Raw genomic sequence first — 13,567 nt, 5'->3', positions numbered from 1 at the left:
TGACGACGGCCCCGGCGAGTTTCGCCGGGGCCGTCGTCATGTTCCGCGGATGCGATCAGTCGATCACGCGGCAATGAGTGGTCAGCTCTCCGATGCCGTCGATCCCGACAGTGACCGTCGAACGGTCGCGGAGGAAGATCTGCGGATCGCGGGAGTATCCGGCGCCGCCGGGGCTGCCCGTCGAGATCAGCGTGCCGGGCAGCAGCGTCAGCGACTGCGAGAGGTGGGCGATCAGGGTCGCGACCGACCGCACCATCTGACCGGTGGTGGCGTCCTGCACGGTCTGACCGTCGACGACCGCCCAGATGTGCAGATCCTGCGGATCGGCGACCTCATCTGCGGTGACGGCGAAGGGGCCGGTCGGGCTGAAGCCGTCGAAGGACTTGCAGCGCGACCACTGCGCCTCGGAGAACTGCACATTGCGGGCGGTGATGTCGTTGACGACCGTGTAGCCCCAGACGTGCGACAGAGCGTCGGCCTCGGTGACGTCCTTCGCAGGCGTGCCGATCAGCACACCGAGCTCCGCTTCGTAGTCGACGGCCTCGCTGAGCGACCGCGGCCAGGAGGTGGTCTGCTCATGGCCGGTGAGAGAATTCGGCCAGAGTGTGAAGACGGTCGGGGCGGTATCGGTCTTCAGCCCCAGCTCGCTCGAGTGCGCCGCATAGTTGAGTCCGACGGCCAGTACGGCCGGGGGAGCGATGACGGCGGAGTCGAAAGCCCAGCCCTCGAGGGAATGGCGCTCGGCGCTGCCCTCTGCCAGAGCCGAGCGCAGAGCGTCGAGCATCGGCTCGCCACCCTCGATCAGCTGCTGGAGCGTCGCAGGTGGGTCGGTGAGGAGATCGGAGACGAGGATGGCGTCGGCGCCCTCCACCACTGCGAGATTCGCAACGGCGGAGTCGGCACGACGCAGATGAGCGAACCGCATACTCCTACGGTATCCGGTGCGGCGTGGTTATGGCGGAAGGAAGGGGCGGGCCGCGGCGAACTCGCACAGAGCCAATATGCTCATTCCTATGAGTTCCGGAGGACCGTCCCAGCCATCGCCGTACACGCCCCCGCCCGCTCAACAGCCACCGCAGTACTCGGCGGAGCAGTACGCCCGCTCGAACTACACCCCGGCGCAGTACACGCAGCACCCCGCGTACGCGTCGATGCTCGCTCAACCGACGTCCTACTCGCCGCCCGCTCCGGTCGCACCCGCGCCGTCACCGGGACTGCCTGCGCTGCCCGCTGCACGGCGCGGCGGTCGCGTCACCCTGTACGTCCTCTTCGCCGTCCTCGGTCTGATCATGCTCGGATTGATCGCGTACTTCGGCCTGTTCCTTGGACCCTTCGCGTCGGTCGTGGGGCTGGTCCTGGCGTTGGTCCCGCTCGCGATCGTGTTCTTCGTCGTCCGCATGATCGACAGGTGGGAGCCGGAGCCGAAGTCTCTCGTGTTCTTCGCGGTCGCCTGGGGAGCGATCGCGGCTGTGGGCCTCACGCTTCTCGTCGACCTCGGCCTGACTCTTGTCGTCGGCTACCGGGGTGAAGTGGCGAGTGCCGTGGTGCAGGCCCCCATCGTCGAGGAGCTCTGGAAGGGCGTCGGCGTCTTCATCGTGTTCCTGATCGCCCGTCGATCGTTCAACGGTCCGGTGGACGGCGTCGTCTACGGCGCTCTCGTCGGCGCGGGCTTCGCGTTCACCGAGAACATCCAGTACTTCGCGATCAGCCTGATCGAGGGCGGCAGTGGACAGCTCACGGTCACCTTCATCCTCCGCGCCATCATGTCGCCCTTCGCCCATGCGATGTTCACCTCCCTCACCGGGCTCGCGATCGGGCTCGCCGCACGGCGTCACGCATCGACGGGTCGAGTCCTGGGGGCTGGCCTGCTCGGCCTCATCGGTGCGATCTTCCTGCACGGACTGTGGAACGGCTCGTCGTTCGCGAACTTCTTCCTGCTGTACTTCGTCCTTCAGGTTCCGCTGTTCGTGGCGTTCATCCTCGGAATCGTCGCGCTGCGGCGTGAGGAAGCGCGTCTGACCAGGGCCCGCCTCGGCGACTACGCGGCCGCGGGCTGGTTCACTCCCGAAGAGGTCGTCATGCTCGCGACGCCGGCGGGGCGCAAGACAGGGCTCCGCTGGGCATCGCAGCTGCGCGGCGACCGTCGCCCGCTCATGCGCGAGTTCATCAAGGATGCGACGATGCTCGCGTCCGTGCGTCAGCGTGCCGTCACGGGGCGCGACCCGATGGCTCCCGCTGACGAGCAGGCCCTGCTCGCGCGTACCCGCGCGACGAGGGCCGCTCTGTTGGCCTATTGAGGTCATGAGGTCCGGGCAGCACCTGCCCGGACACAGACTCAGCGCCCGGTGCTGCGGCGATGCCTGCATGTCTACCGGGCGCTGAGTTGATCTAAGAACAGGGTGCACCTGCCCCATCCCCGTGTCAAGACTTTCTCGCGACATCGGTCGTCGCGCGAGTGTGCCGTCGTGTTCGCTGTGAGCAGGCGCGACCGCGTTGACCGAGATCGGTGGGCTCGGGTTGGATGGAAGCATGACTGATCGCACAAAGCCTGAGTTCGACGCCCCCTCCGGTCCCGCCCCCGCGGAGCTCGTGATCCGCGACCTCATCGAAGGAGACGGCACCGAGGCCAAGCCCGGCGACACCGTGACCGTGCACTACGCCGGTGTCGAGTTCGAGTCCGGCGAGGAGTTCGACTCCTCGTGGGGTCGCGGCGAGACCATCCAGTTCCCCCTCCGCGGCCTCATCCAGGGCTGGCAGGACGGCATCCCCGGTATGAAGGTCGGCGGACGCCGTGAGCTGGTCATCCCGCCGCATCTGGCGTACGGACCCGTCGGCGGGGGACACTTCCTCTCGGGCAAGACCCTCATCTTCATCATCGATCTCGTCGCCGTCGGCTGATCGGATCCGCCCGGAAGGCGCCGAGCCATCGAGGCTCGGCGCCTTCGTCGTTCCTGAATAGAAGTCGCACACAGGGGAATACATGCATCTGCATGTAAGTTATCTCCTGTGACGCCGTGAACACGGCCCCTCATCCGTTGCCGCACATGCGGCTGATCTCTCCAGAGGAGAAACCATGACCACCATCGACATCCCCGGTTACCGCGCGGGCACCTGGGTCCTCGACCCCTCCCACAGCGAGGTCACCTTCAGTGTCCGCCACATGATGATCTCGAAGGTGCGCGGCACCTTCGGCGTCAAGAGCGCGACACTCATCGCCCCGGAGAACCCCCTCGACGCACGCGTCGAGGCGAGTGTCGACGTCACGTCGATCGACACGAAGGACGAGGGCCGCGACCAGCACCTGCGCTCGGGCGACTTCTTCGACACCGAGAACTTCCCGACCATGGAGTTCGTCTCGACCGGTGCGCGCGCCGAGAACGGCGAGCTCTTCGTCGACGGCGACCTGACCATCCGCGGCATCACCAAGCCCGTGAGCTTCGAGCTCGACTTCGGTGGCTTCGGTTCCGACCCGTGGGGCAACTACAAGGCGGGCGCGTCGGCGAAGACCGTCATCAACCGCGAGGACTTCGGCCTGACCTGGAACGCGGCGCTCGAGACCGGTGGCGTGCTCGTCGGCAAGGACGTCACGATCAGCCTCGACCTGCAGGGCGCTCTGCAGCAGGACTGATCGCCCTCAGATCACGAGAACCCCGGGCCCCTCAGGGCTCGGGGTTCTCTGCGTCGTAGGCGCGGAATCGCCTGTTGCGACGAGCGAGCAGAGCGACGAGGGCGATCACCAGGAATCCGCCGAGCAGGGGTGGGAACCACAGTGTCGTGAGGGATGCGAGGGTTCCGGCGTACAGGGCGCCGACGCGCGGACCGCCGGCGACGACGATGATGAACACCCCCTGCAGTCGACCGCGCATGCTGTCGGGCACGGCCGCCTGCATCATGGTGTTCCGGTAGATCGAGCTGACGTTGTCGGATGCTCCGGACAGCGCCAGCGTGATGCAGGCGGCGATGATCAGGCCGATGTGCGGAAGATTCTCGGTCGCGGGGGAGGAGAAGGCGCCGATCAGCAGGACAACGCCGAAGGCGAGGATCGATGCGCCGTACGCCTCCACGGCGCGCTCGATCCCGCGGCCGTGCCATCGGTACCGCACGACGCGCCCCGAGAACAGGCTCGACGTGAACGTGCCTACGGCCACCGCTGTCGTGAGGATGCCGGTCGTGACCGCGCCGCCGCCGAGCAGCACGGTGCCGAGGGCCGGGAACAGCACGAGAGGTTGGCCGAACGTCATCGCGATGATGTCGACGAGGTACTGCATGCGGATGTTGCCCGCCCGTCGGAGGAATCTCCATCCGTCGACCAGTGAGGCGAGGCCGGGGCGCACGACGTCGCCGTCGGGGCGCAGCGCCGGGAGGGTCCACAGGCCGAGGAACATCGAGAGCATCAGGACGACATCGATCGTGTAGGTCCACCCGTAGCCCGTGAGGGCGACGAGGACGCCGGCGGCGGCGGGGCCGGCCATGACCGTGAGGCCGAAGGCGACGCCGTTGAGCGCGGAGGCCGAGGCGAGCAGATCGCGGGGCACCAGCCGGGGCACGATGGCGGTGCGCGTCGCCATCCCCACCGAGTTGGCGGCGGAGTTGACGATGCTCAGGACGTAGAGCCACCAGATTGTCTCGGCGCCCGTCCAGGTGAGCGCCGCCAGCAGTCCCGTCGACGCGAACGTCACGGTCGCGGCGAGCAGCGCGACGCGCCGACGATCGAATGCGTCAGCCAGCATCCCGCCGTAGAGGCCGGCGAGGATCATCGGGACGAGCCCCGCCACGGCGATCATCGACACCGCGAAGGTGTTCTCCGTGAGCGCGAACACGTGCAGCATCACCGTCACGATCGTGAGTTGGCCGCCGATGCCGGCGAGCACGGAACCGATCCACATGCGAGCGAATGCGGGGCTGGCCTTCAGCGGGCTGAGGTCGATCAGGAGACTGCGAGTCCTGCTCACGTCGCGTGCCTGTCGTGCATGCTCCGAGCGTATCCGAGGCGCGGAAGCCGGCAGCCCGTCGGCGGTCACAGGGCTGGGTCGAGTCCTGGTAGACTCTTCAGGTTGCCGTTCGATCGGCCGCGGATAAAGAGAGCCCTCGCATCAGGCGTCGGGCGCCGCGCAACAAGCAGAGAGGGGATCGAATCTATGGCACTGGAAGCAGACGTCAAGAAGGCGATCATCGAAGAGTACGCGACGCACCCCGGTGACACCGGATCCCCCGAGGTGCAGGCCGCGATGCTGACGCAGCGCATCAAGGATCTCACCGAGCACCTGAAGGAGCACAAGCACGACCACCACTCGCGTCGTGGCCTGTTCCTGCTCGTGGGTCAGCGCCGTCGTCTGCTCGGCTACCTCCAGAGTGTCGACATCGAGCGTTACCGCTCGCTGATCGCACGCCTGGGTCTCCGCCGATAAGGCGAAGCGAGCCAGCGTACAATCGCGCAGAACATTCTTGAGAAGGCCGTCCCAGGTGTGGGGCGGCCTTCGTCATGTTCCGGGGGTTGATCCCGCGCAGACTTTCCGTTAGGAAAGTATTGAGCTTTCCCGAAGGAAAGCGATCGGGGGTCAGACGATGGACCAGACGCCGGTTCAGGGGCAGGAGGCGCTTGCGCCGCCGAGCGCAGACATCGCCCAGCGCTACCTCGACGAGGCGGATGCCGTGGTGCACCGCCGCGGGCGCGTCGTCGACAGACGGGCGCAGGCCAGGCTGCACATCGCGAACGCCGTGATCACCGCCGCATACCTCGTCGCGATGGCGGCGGCCCTCCGTGGCGACGGAGGGGGAACGAGTCAGGTCATCCTCTTCAGCTTCCTCCTCTGGGGACAGCTGGCGAGCGGGATGGCTCAGCGCAGCGGGGTGCAATGGCGCCTGACGGCGTCCCGCTGGCCGCTGCTGCTGGCCGGCGGCGTACTGATCGTGGCCGCGCTCGTCGTGTTCGGGTTCGTCGTCTGGGACCCGGAGGTCCCGGCGATCGGGATGTGGATCCCTGCCGCGCTCGTGCTCTTCGGATTCGGCGGCTACGGCGCCGTCCGGCTCGCGCGGGCATCCGGTGACCCACACACTCCGCGATCGCACCCTGCTCCGCTTCCGCGTGGTGCGCGGTGGGGGACCGTCCTCGTGGGCATCGTCATCGGCGTGCTCGCGATGCTCGGCTCGGCACCGGACGGCGTGCTCACCAGCGTCTTGATCCTCCTCGTCGTGTTGATGCTGGTCGCGTGGATGGCTGCTGCGCGCACGGAGATGGGCCTTCCGACCGTCGGCGCCTCATGGCGCTGGCCCCACCTCGCCGCCTTCGCCGCATCTGCCTGCACTCTGTCTCTGGTCGTGCTGCTCGACGGAGTTCCGGTCGTCGTCGGTGTGCTCGGCGGGCTGGGGATCATCGCGCTGCTCACCGCGGTGTCGTTCGTCTCCGGACGTGATCTGCGTGACTGACATTCCGTCCGTTCCGCACCCGCGCACACGGCTCGACGACAACTTCGCGTCGCCGATCCGGTTCTCGGTCCTGGCATCGCTCGGGGATGGGATAGAGCTGGATTTCGCGACTCTGCGCGAGATCCTCCAGTGCGGTGACTCGCCGCTGAGTAAGGCCATCTCGCATCTGCAGGCCGCAGGATATGTCGTCTCGCGCAAGAGCAGCCTCGGCAGTCGCCCTCGCACATGGATCCACTCGACCGCGGCAGGCCGAGAGGCTTTCGCCGGCCACCTCCAGGCGCTGCGCGAGATCGTCGCGCTCGGAGGCGGCTCGGCGTTGTGAGCCGCGTCAGGCGTTCGCGCCGACGAGATCCGGGTGATGGATCGCGGCCACATCCGGGTGGGCACGCAGGCGAGACTTCATCGCATTCTCGCCGTACGTCGCATGGATGGGATTGCTCGGATCCTCAGTGACGCCGGTCGCCTCCGCAGCCAGCTCGGAGGGAAGCTCGAGCAGCGGCAGCTGCCGGTCGAGCGCCGGGTTGAAGAAGAACGGGATCGAGATGCGCTCGTCCGGAGCCTTGGGGGAGATGACGCGGTGGTTCGTCGCCTTGAGGTAGCCGCCGGTTGCGTACTCCAGCAGTTCCCCGATGTTGACGACGAAGGCTCCGGGTACGGGCGGAGCCGACACCCACTCGCCGTCGCGCTCCACCTGCAGCCCGCCCTTGCCGGGCTCGACCCAGAGAAGGGTGAGAACGCCGGAGTCCTTGTGCGCACCGACGCCCTGCTGCGGCTCGGGCTCGTGCGTGCCGGGATAGCGGACGATCTTGATCAGCGTCGACGGGTCGCGGAAGGGCTCGTCGAAGTACGTCTCCTCCGCACCGAGAGTGACCGCCCAAGCGCGCAGCAGCTTGCGGGCGATCTCGGTCAGCGTGTCGTGCCATTCGGTGACGACCGCCTTGAGTTCGGGCTGCGCGTCGGGCCACAGGTTCGGGCCGACCAGCCGGTTGAAGGCTGGTCCGCCGTCGACGGGCTCGCGCTCCGGGCCGATGTCGATCTGCTCGCGCCAGTCGACCTTGCCCTGGGTCCGCTCTCCGCCGATCCGGGTGTACCCACGGAAATGCGGGCTCTTCACGTTCTCGATCGCGAGCTTGTCGTCGTCCGGCAGCGCGAAGAAGTCCAGAGCTGCGCGATGCAGTCGGGCTTCGAGCTCGGGCGAGATGCCGGTGCCGGTCAGATAGAAGAAACCGACGTCGTGGGTGGCCGCTCGCAAGTCGTCGCGGAACCGCGCAGCGGCCTCGGGGCCGGCATCGAGCTGGGACAGGTCGAGGATGGGGAGCGAGAGATCAGCCATTCACCGAGCGTAGATCGACTCAGGAGGTGGGTGGTCGAGTGTTGCGTCGGATTACCGAGGGGCTCCATCGGGGTGTCCACGGCATGACTGAACTGGTGATAATCTCTCTGAGGTAAGGAATGCCTTACCTCAGTTCTTCCAGAGAGATCGCTCGTGCTCGCCACCTTCCTCATCGGACTTCGTGAAGGCCTCGAAGCCGCGCTCGTCGTAGGCATTCTCGTCGCCTATCTTCGACGTCTGGGGCGCCAGGACGCGCTGCCGAAGCTGTGGGCGGGAGTCGCCCTCGCCGTCGCTCTGGCGCTCGGTATCGGCGGTGTCCTCACTTTCGGTGCATACTCGCTCACCTTCGAGGCTCAGGAGCTCATCGGCGGTCTGCTGTCTCTCCTCGCTGTCGGCATGGTCACATGGATGATCTTCTGGATGCAGAAGGCCGGACGCACGATGAAGGCGACGCTCGAAGGCGGCCTCGATCGAGCGTTGACCCAGGGGGGCATCTGGGCACTCGTCGCGATCGGCTTCGTCTCGGTGGCGCGAGAGGGGATCGAGACCACGCTCCTGCTGTGGTCGATGGTGCAGTCGTTTGGAGACGCGCCTTCCGCACTGCTCGGTGCATTGCTGGGCCTGGCGACAGCCGTGGTGGTGGGCTGGCTGCTCTCGCGAGGCGCCGTGCGACTCGACCTCCGTCGCTTCTTCACGTGGACGAGTGGCTTCCTCGTGATCGTGGCCGCGGGGGTGCTCGCCTACGCGGTCATGGATCTTCAGGAGGCCGGGGCTCTGCCCGGACCGTTCACGGCCGCTGCGCCCATCGACGCCGTCACCGGCACAGTGGCACTCGGCTGGGCGGCCTTCCCCTTCGGCTGGGCGTTCGACGTGACGAACGTCATCGCCCCCGACAGTGCCTGGGCGACTATCCTGCAGGCGACCGTCGGATTCATGCCGCGTATGACCTGGCTCCAGGTCGCGGTATGGACTCTGTACCTCGTCGTGGTCTCATCCCTCTTCGTCCGTGGGCTTCGTGCCCGTACGCCTGCCGCACCCGGAGCCCCGACCACTGCGGTACGGGAGCCGTCGGCATCCACATCCACCCAGCAAGGAGCAGTATGACCATCTCTCGCCGCCCCCTCGGTGTCCTGGCAGTGGCGGGTGCCGCTGCGCTCGTCCTCACCGGCTGCGTCGCCAAGAGCGACGTCGCCGCGGGCGGCACGTTCGACGTCTCATCGACCGAGTCGGACTGCGCCGTGTCGGGCGCCACCGCGAAGAGCGGCACGCTCACGTTCGACGTCACGAATGACAGCGGCCAGACATCCGAGTTCTATCTGCTCGCCGAAGACGGCCTGCGCATCGTCGGCGAAGTCGAGAACATCGCGCCCTCGGCATCCCGCACACTCACCGTCGTCGCCCAGCCCGGACAGTACTTCACGCTGTGCAAGCCCGGCATGGTCGGCGAAGGCGTCGGCAAGTCGGAGTTCACAGTCAGCGGCGATCGCGTCGCCGTCGAGGGCGAGGACGCCGAGCAGAAGCAGCAGGCGGTCGACCTGTACGCCGCATTCGTCAAGGATCAGGTGGGCCAGCTCATGCCTGCGGTCGAGGACTTCGTCACCGCGTACGAGACAGGTGACGACGAGACTGCTCGCTCGCTCTTCCCGCAGACGCGCGCATTCTACGAGCGCATCGAGCCGGTTGCCGAAGCGCTCGGCACCCTCGACCCGCGCATCGACTACCGCGAGGTCGACGCCGTGGCCGAGGACCTCGACTGGACCGGCTTCCACCGCATCGAGAAGGATCTGTGGGTCCCGGCTCAGGTTGCCCTGAACGCCGACGGGGAGACCCCGGCATGGCAGGACTGGGCGCCGTCGACCTCTGACGAGCGTGTCGGCTACGGCGACCAGCTCCTCGCCGATGTGCAGGAGCTCTACGACTACGTCCACTCCGACGACTTCACGACCGCGCTCGAAGACCAGGGGATCGCAGGCATCTCCAACGGCGCTATCACGTTGCTCGACGAGGTCGCCACGGGCAAGATCTCGGGCGAAGAGGACTGGTGGTCCGGAACCGACCTCTACGACTTCGCCGCGAACGTCGAAGGCTCCAAGATGGCGTTCTCGCTCGTCCAGGACTTCGCGGCCGCTCAGGGTGAAGAAGGTGAGGCTCTCGTGACCGAGATCGAGGGCGGGTACGCCGCGCTCGAGGAATCGCTGGCAGCGCACGGATCGCTCACGGCAGGGTTCGTCGGATACTCCGAGCTCACGGATGCGGACAAGCGCGAATTCACCGACCTGATCAACGCTCTCGCTGAGCCGCTCTCGCAGCTCACGGGCACGGTTCTCGACTGACCTGAACGATACGATCTCGCAGTGAACGAAAGCTCGACAGGCGCTGACGTCGACTCCATCGAGGAGTCGACGTCAGCCGCACCGTCCGGACTCAGCCGCCGCGGCCTGCTCGGTCTCGCGCTCGGCGGGGGAGTCGCCTCGCTCGCCGTCGGCGTCGGCGCCGGAATCACCGGGGGAGTCGCCATCGGTCGAGCTCGCGCCGAAGCGGAAGCTCAGGCTGCGTATGAGTTCTTCGGCGCTCACCAAGCGGGCATCACCACCCCGGTCCAGGAGCACCTCCACTTCGCATCGTTCGACATGATGCCCCGCACCGATCGCGACGACCTCGTGACGCTGCTGCAGGACTGGACGTACGCTGCGTCGCGCATGATGCAGGGACTGGAGGTGAGCGCCACGGGCGCCGTCGGCGGCGACCCGGAGACGCCGCCGGACGACACGGGTGAGGCATTCGGGCTCCCGGCGTCAGGGCTCACGATCACCATCGGCTTCGGGCCCAGCCTGTTCGAGAACGAGGAGGGTGATCGGTACGGCATCGCAGCCCTCCGTCCCGCCGCACTCGAGCGGTTGCCGTCCTTCCTCGGCGACGACCTGGTGCCGGAGGCCTCGCACGGAGACCTGTGCATCCAAGCCTGCGCGGACGACCCTCAGGTCGCGGTGCACGCGATCCGCAATCTGAGCCGGATCGCGTTCGGCCGCGCCAAGCTCCGCTGGTCCCAGCTCGGTTTCGGCAAGACCTCTCGCACCACGTCGTCGCAGGCGACCCCGCGCAACCTGTTCGGCTTCAAAGACGGAACGGCCAACATCCTCGCCGATGACGCCGCTGCGCTCGACGCGCACGTGTGGGTGTCGGCATCCGATGAACCGGCGTGGATGTCCGGTGGGTCCTACCTCGTCGCCCGCAAGATCGCGATGCTGATCGAGACGTGGGACCGTGTGCGGCTCTCGGAGCAGGAGACGATCATCGGACGTGACAAGGGCGAAGGTGCCCCGCTCTCCGGGGGCGATGAGTTCACCGCACCGGACTTCTCGTCGTCGGGGATCGATCCCGATTCGCACGTGAGGCTCGCACACCCGGATCAGAACGACGGCATCCGCATCCTCCGTCGCGGCTTCAACTACGTGAACGGCAACAACGAGCTCGGACGCCTCGACGCGGGACTCTTCTTCCTGTCGTACCAGCGCGATCCGGAGCAGTTCATCACGCTGCAGCGACGCCTGGCCACGGATCGGATGAACGAATACATCCGGCATGTCGGCTCGGGGATCTGGGCTGTTCCCGCAGGAGTCTCGCCCGGATCATTCGTCGGGGCCGAGCTCTTCGCCTGAGAGCGACCGAGACCGTGACCGCGTGTCTCAGTCGGTGAGGCTGTCGATGACGTAGGCAGCCATCGCATCGGCGCCGAAGTGATCGTCGGCGCTGATCGTCACGACACCGTCGCCTGCGAACACGATGAGCTGGCCATAGGCGCCGTGCAGCCGCCACCCCTCACCGGGTCCATCCCATCCCGCGAGTGCGTAGCGGGCGTATCCGGGGTTCGATCCCGCGACGACCCAGTCCGAGTGCATCGCGTCGATCACCTCCGGCGATACCAGTCGCCGGCCGTTCCATAGACCTCGGTCTCGGATCAGGCGCCCGATCCGAGACATCTCCTCGGTGCGCAGCGACACGCCAGCCCCGGCGATGATCCGCCCGCGGGGACTCCGCTCCCAGGCGATCCCGTCGAGGCCCATCGGGGTGAACAGCCGAGGGGCGAGGTACTCGGCGACATCCCCGACCTGTGCGGCGAGCGCCGCCATCGCGGTGTATGTGCTGGCATTCGAGTACTGGAACACGCGATCGCTCGAAGGGCGGCTGAGGAACTCTTCTGCGAGGTCCGGCCAGTCGGTCATCATGGTCTCGGAGTAGGGGAGATCGATCCCGCTCGACATCGTCAGCAGGTGCCGCAGCGTGACCTGATCCACCCCGGCGCCCGGCTGCGATGTCGGCAGCAGGTCGAGAACAGGGCTGTCGAGCGAGAGGGCACCCTCGTCTGCGGCGATCCCGGCCGCGAGCACGCAGAGGGCCTTCGCGACGGAGTGGATCTCCTCGCGGTCGTCCGGGGCCCACCGATGCTCGGCGATGTCGTCGTCGATCAGTACGTGCAGACCGTGGGCTCCGAAGCCCGTGGCATCCGCCCGCTGCACGATGAGATCGCGGACCGCCCCGGCCCGAGTCACCGTTCGGCGCCGTCTGCGTTGCCCTGGCGAGGGCGGCGGGACCCGGTCGGATCGCTGCGATGACCCTCGCGGCTCGCGAGAGCGGGGTCGACGAACAGCCAGCGCGGACGCGGCTCGACGAGTGGCCGCAGGACCCTGCGCACCGGCTTCGTCGCGAGTGCGAGGGCGAGCAGCACCGACAGTGCGGTCACGAGCGGAAGCCAGATCCAGGTGGGGTCGAGGTCTCTCAGCGCGCCGGATTCGCGGAACGGATAGAGCACGAAAGAGTGCAGCAGGAACACGTACATCGTGTACTGACCGAAGGTCGTCCACCAGTACGTGCCGCGTGGCACCAGGGCGAAGAACGCCGCACTGAGGATCACCGCGAGCACCATCAACGTGATGCGGACGCCTCCGGCCCACCACTGTCCGCCTCCGAGATCGGCGTATGCATCCTCGTAGAAGAGCCAGTGGCGGAGGTCGAGCTGCTCCCACACGTCGACCCAGCGCCACGATGCGAACCCCGCGACGGCCAGCACGAGTGCCGCGATCGCCCTGATCCACCAGGGGCGCAGGTCGAGGAGACGGAACCGGGCGACGATGTCGTGCTCGCGGAGCCACCAGCCCAGTGTGAAGAACGGAAGGAGCCCCAGGGTGCGCGACAGTGAGAATGTGCTGTCGACGTTCGGCAGGTAGCCGACTCCGATAGAGATGACGACCGTCCAGAGCAGAGGCCAGCGCATCAGCGCGAGGTAGGGGAGTACCAGCCGGAAGATCCCCAGCGCGAGCAGGAACCACAGCGTCCAGGAGGGCTTCGTGAAGTTGGGATCCGTCTGCCCCTCGACGAGCCACTTCGTGAGGGTCCACAGCGTCTCGAAGATCACATAGGGGAGCAGGATGTCGGTGATGACCCGCGCCATCTGCACCCGCGTCGGGGATCCGGACTTGGAGAAGTACCCGGAGATGATCGCGAACGCGGGCATGTGGAACGCATAGAGAGCGAGGTACGCGGCCAGGGCGATGTCCGAGTCGTACGTGAGGCGCTGAATGGCATGACCCAGCACCACGAGCACGATGCAGGCGAACCGGGCGTTGTCCCAGAACGGGACCCGCCGACGTGGCTTCGGGGTGGAGCCCGTGGGAGGGCTCGTCGGTGCGGCGCCGGCGCTGTTCATGTTCCGAGGCTACCGCCGGGAATAAAGTTGGACTGACCGCGTTGACTCAGATACATTCAAATGAATAGAAGCGGGTGCAGGGCATCCGATTCGGAGAAGACGGA

Annotated in this window: 14 protein-coding genes; 9 read left to right on the top strand and 5 right to left on the bottom strand. The window is 67.1% G+C overall.

Annotation, left to right across the window (positions count from 1 at the left end; all coding sequences use genetic code 11):
* Positions 1-55: 55 nt before the first annotated feature.
* Positions 56-925, bottom strand: coding sequence for a fumarylacetoacetate hydrolase family protein (locus IXW21_RS10615; protein ID WP_194764223.1), 870 nt, complete (start codon positions 923-925; stop codon positions 56-58).
* Between the two features lie 88 nt (positions 926-1,013).
* Here IXW21_RS10615 and IXW21_RS10610 point away from each other — a divergent pair, with 88 nt between their 5' ends.
* From IXW21_RS10610 to IXW21_RS10600, 3 genes are all read left to right on the top strand, one after another.
* Positions 1,014-2,297 (top strand): PrsW family intramembrane metalloprotease, encoded by a 1,284-nt coding sequence (locus IXW21_RS10610; RefSeq protein WP_228528390.1) that lies wholly within the window; start codon positions 1,014-1,016, stop codon positions 2,295-2,297.
* Between the two features lie 232 nt (positions 2,298-2,529).
* Complete coding sequence (locus IXW21_RS10605) at positions 2,530-2,898, top strand: FKBP-type peptidyl-prolyl cis-trans isomerase (protein WP_194764222.1); 369 nt, start codon at positions 2,530-2,532, stop codon at positions 2,896-2,898.
* A 175-nt stretch (positions 2,899-3,073) separates the two neighbouring features.
* Positions 3,074-3,628, top strand: coding sequence for a YceI family protein (locus IXW21_RS10600; RefSeq protein ID WP_194764221.1), 555 nt, complete (start codon positions 3,074-3,076; stop codon positions 3,626-3,628).
* Between the two features lie 31 nt (positions 3,629-3,659).
* On the opposite strand, the gene IXW21_RS10595 is transcribed toward IXW21_RS10600, so the two are convergent.
* On the bottom strand, positions 3,660-4,886 hold the full coding sequence (locus tag IXW21_RS10595; RefSeq protein WP_416361098.1) for an MFS transporter: 1,227 nt from the start codon (positions 4,884-4,886) through the stop codon (positions 3,660-3,662).
* Between the two features lie 252 nt (positions 4,887-5,138).
* Between IXW21_RS10595 and rpsO the strand changes: the two genes are divergently transcribed.
* The 3 genes from rpsO to IXW21_RS10580 all read left to right on the top strand — a co-directional run bounded on the left by rpsO (position 5,139) and on the right by IXW21_RS10580 (position 6,748).
* On the top strand, positions 5,139-5,408 hold the full coding sequence (gene rpsO, locus IXW21_RS10590; RefSeq protein ID WP_017203073.1) for a 30S ribosomal protein S15: 270 nt from the start codon (positions 5,139-5,141) through the stop codon (positions 5,406-5,408).
* 157 nt (positions 5,409-5,565) lie between these two features.
* The gene (locus IXW21_RS10585) at positions 5,566-6,426 is read left to right on the top strand and encodes a hypothetical protein (RefSeq protein ID WP_194764219.1); all 861 of its coding nucleotides are present in this window, start codon (positions 5,566-5,568) and stop codon (positions 6,424-6,426) included.
* A complete protein-coding gene (locus IXW21_RS10580) occupies positions 6,419-6,748 on the top strand; it encodes a transcriptional regulator (protein ID WP_323742219.1) in 330 nt (109 codons plus the stop codon). Before IXW21_RS10585 ends, IXW21_RS10580 begins: the two co-directional genes overlap by 8 nt.
* A gap of 6 nt (positions 6,749-6,754) precedes the next feature.
* Here the strand turns inward: IXW21_RS10580 and IXW21_RS10575 are convergent, their stop codons facing one another.
* Positions 6,755-7,759 (bottom strand): isopenicillin N synthase family dioxygenase, encoded by a 1,005-nt coding sequence (locus IXW21_RS10575; protein ID WP_194764218.1) that lies wholly within the window; start codon positions 7,757-7,759, stop codon positions 6,755-6,757.
* Positions 7,760-7,912: 153 nt separating this feature from the next.
* On the opposite strand from IXW21_RS10575, the gene efeU reads away from it, so the two are divergent.
* Genes efeU through efeB form a run of 3 tightly spaced genes read left to right on the top strand, consistent with a single transcriptional unit; the run spans position 7,913 to position 11,418 of the window.
* Entirely contained in the window at positions 7,913-8,863 is a 951-nt protein-coding gene (gene efeU, locus IXW21_RS10570) for an iron uptake transporter permease EfeU (RefSeq protein ID WP_194764217.1), read from the top strand.
* Entirely contained in the window at positions 8,860-10,092 is a 1,233-nt protein-coding gene (gene efeO, locus IXW21_RS10565) for an iron uptake system protein EfeO (RefSeq protein ID WP_194764216.1), read from the top strand. Before efeU ends, efeO begins: the two co-directional genes overlap by 4 nt.
* Before the next feature lie 21 nt (positions 10,093-10,113).
* Entirely contained in the window at positions 10,114-11,418 is a 1,305-nt protein-coding gene (efeB, locus tag IXW21_RS10560; protein WP_194764215.1) for an iron uptake transporter deferrochelatase/peroxidase subunit, read from the top strand.
* A 27-nt stretch (positions 11,419-11,445) separates the two neighbouring features.
* On the opposite strand, the gene IXW21_RS10555 is transcribed toward efeB, so the two are convergent.
* The gene (locus IXW21_RS10555) at positions 11,446-12,309 is read right to left on the bottom strand and encodes a serine hydrolase domain-containing protein (protein ID WP_194764214.1); all 864 of its coding nucleotides are present in this window, start codon (positions 12,307-12,309) and stop codon (positions 11,446-11,448) included.
* The gene (locus tag IXW21_RS10550; protein ID WP_194764213.1) at positions 12,306-13,463 is read right to left on the bottom strand and encodes an acyltransferase family protein; all 1,158 of its coding nucleotides are present in this window, start codon (positions 13,461-13,463) and stop codon (positions 12,306-12,308) included. Before IXW21_RS10550 ends, IXW21_RS10555 begins: the two co-directional genes overlap by 4 nt.
* Positions 13,464-13,567: the final 104 nt, after the last annotated feature.

It is taken from the genome of Microbacterium sp. UFMG61 (assembly GCF_015354505.1).
GTDB lineage: Bacteria > Actinomycetota > Actinomycetes > Actinomycetales > Microbacteriaceae > Microbacterium.
Note: the sequence above shows the minus strand (reverse complement) of the source record. Positions and strands in the feature narration are given on the sequence as shown.

Bases quoted from the DNA above. Each gene is read 5' to 3' on its own strand.
- efeO (WP_194764216.1), top strand. From the start codon at position 8,860: ATGACCATCTCTCGCCGCCCCCTCGGTGTCCTGGCAGTGGCGGGTGCC.
- IXW21_RS10600 (WP_194764221.1), top strand. From the start codon at position 3,074: ATGACCACCATCGACATCCCCGGTTACCGCGCGGGCACCTGGGTCCTC.
- IXW21_RS10595 (WP_416361098.1), bottom strand. From the start codon at position 4,886: ATGTGGATCGGTTCCGTGCTCGCCGGCATCGGCGGCCAACTCACGATC.
- IXW21_RS10575 (WP_194764218.1), bottom strand. From the start codon at position 7,759: ATGGCTGATCTCTCGCTCCCCATCCTCGACCTGTCCCAGCTCGATGCC.
- IXW21_RS10615 (WP_194764223.1), bottom strand. From the start codon at position 925: ATGCGGTTCGCTCATCTGCGTCGTGCCGACTCCGCCGTTGCGAATCTC.
- IXW21_RS10605 (WP_194764222.1), top strand. From the start codon at position 2,530: ATGACTGATCGCACAAAGCCTGAGTTCGACGCCCCCTCCGGTCCCGCC.
- rpsO (WP_017203073.1), top strand. From the start codon at position 5,139: ATGGCACTGGAAGCAGACGTCAAGAAGGCGATCATCGAAGAGTACGCG.
- IXW21_RS10610 (WP_228528390.1), top strand. From the start codon at position 1,014: ATGAGTTCCGGAGGACCGTCCCAGCCATCGCCGTACACGCCCCCGCCC.
- IXW21_RS10585 (WP_194764219.1), top strand. From the start codon at position 5,566: ATGGACCAGACGCCGGTTCAGGGGCAGGAGGCGCTTGCGCCGCCGAGC.
- IXW21_RS10550 (WP_194764213.1), bottom strand. From the start codon at position 13,463: ATGAACAGCGCCGGCGCCGCACCGACGAGCCCTCCCACGGGCTCCACC.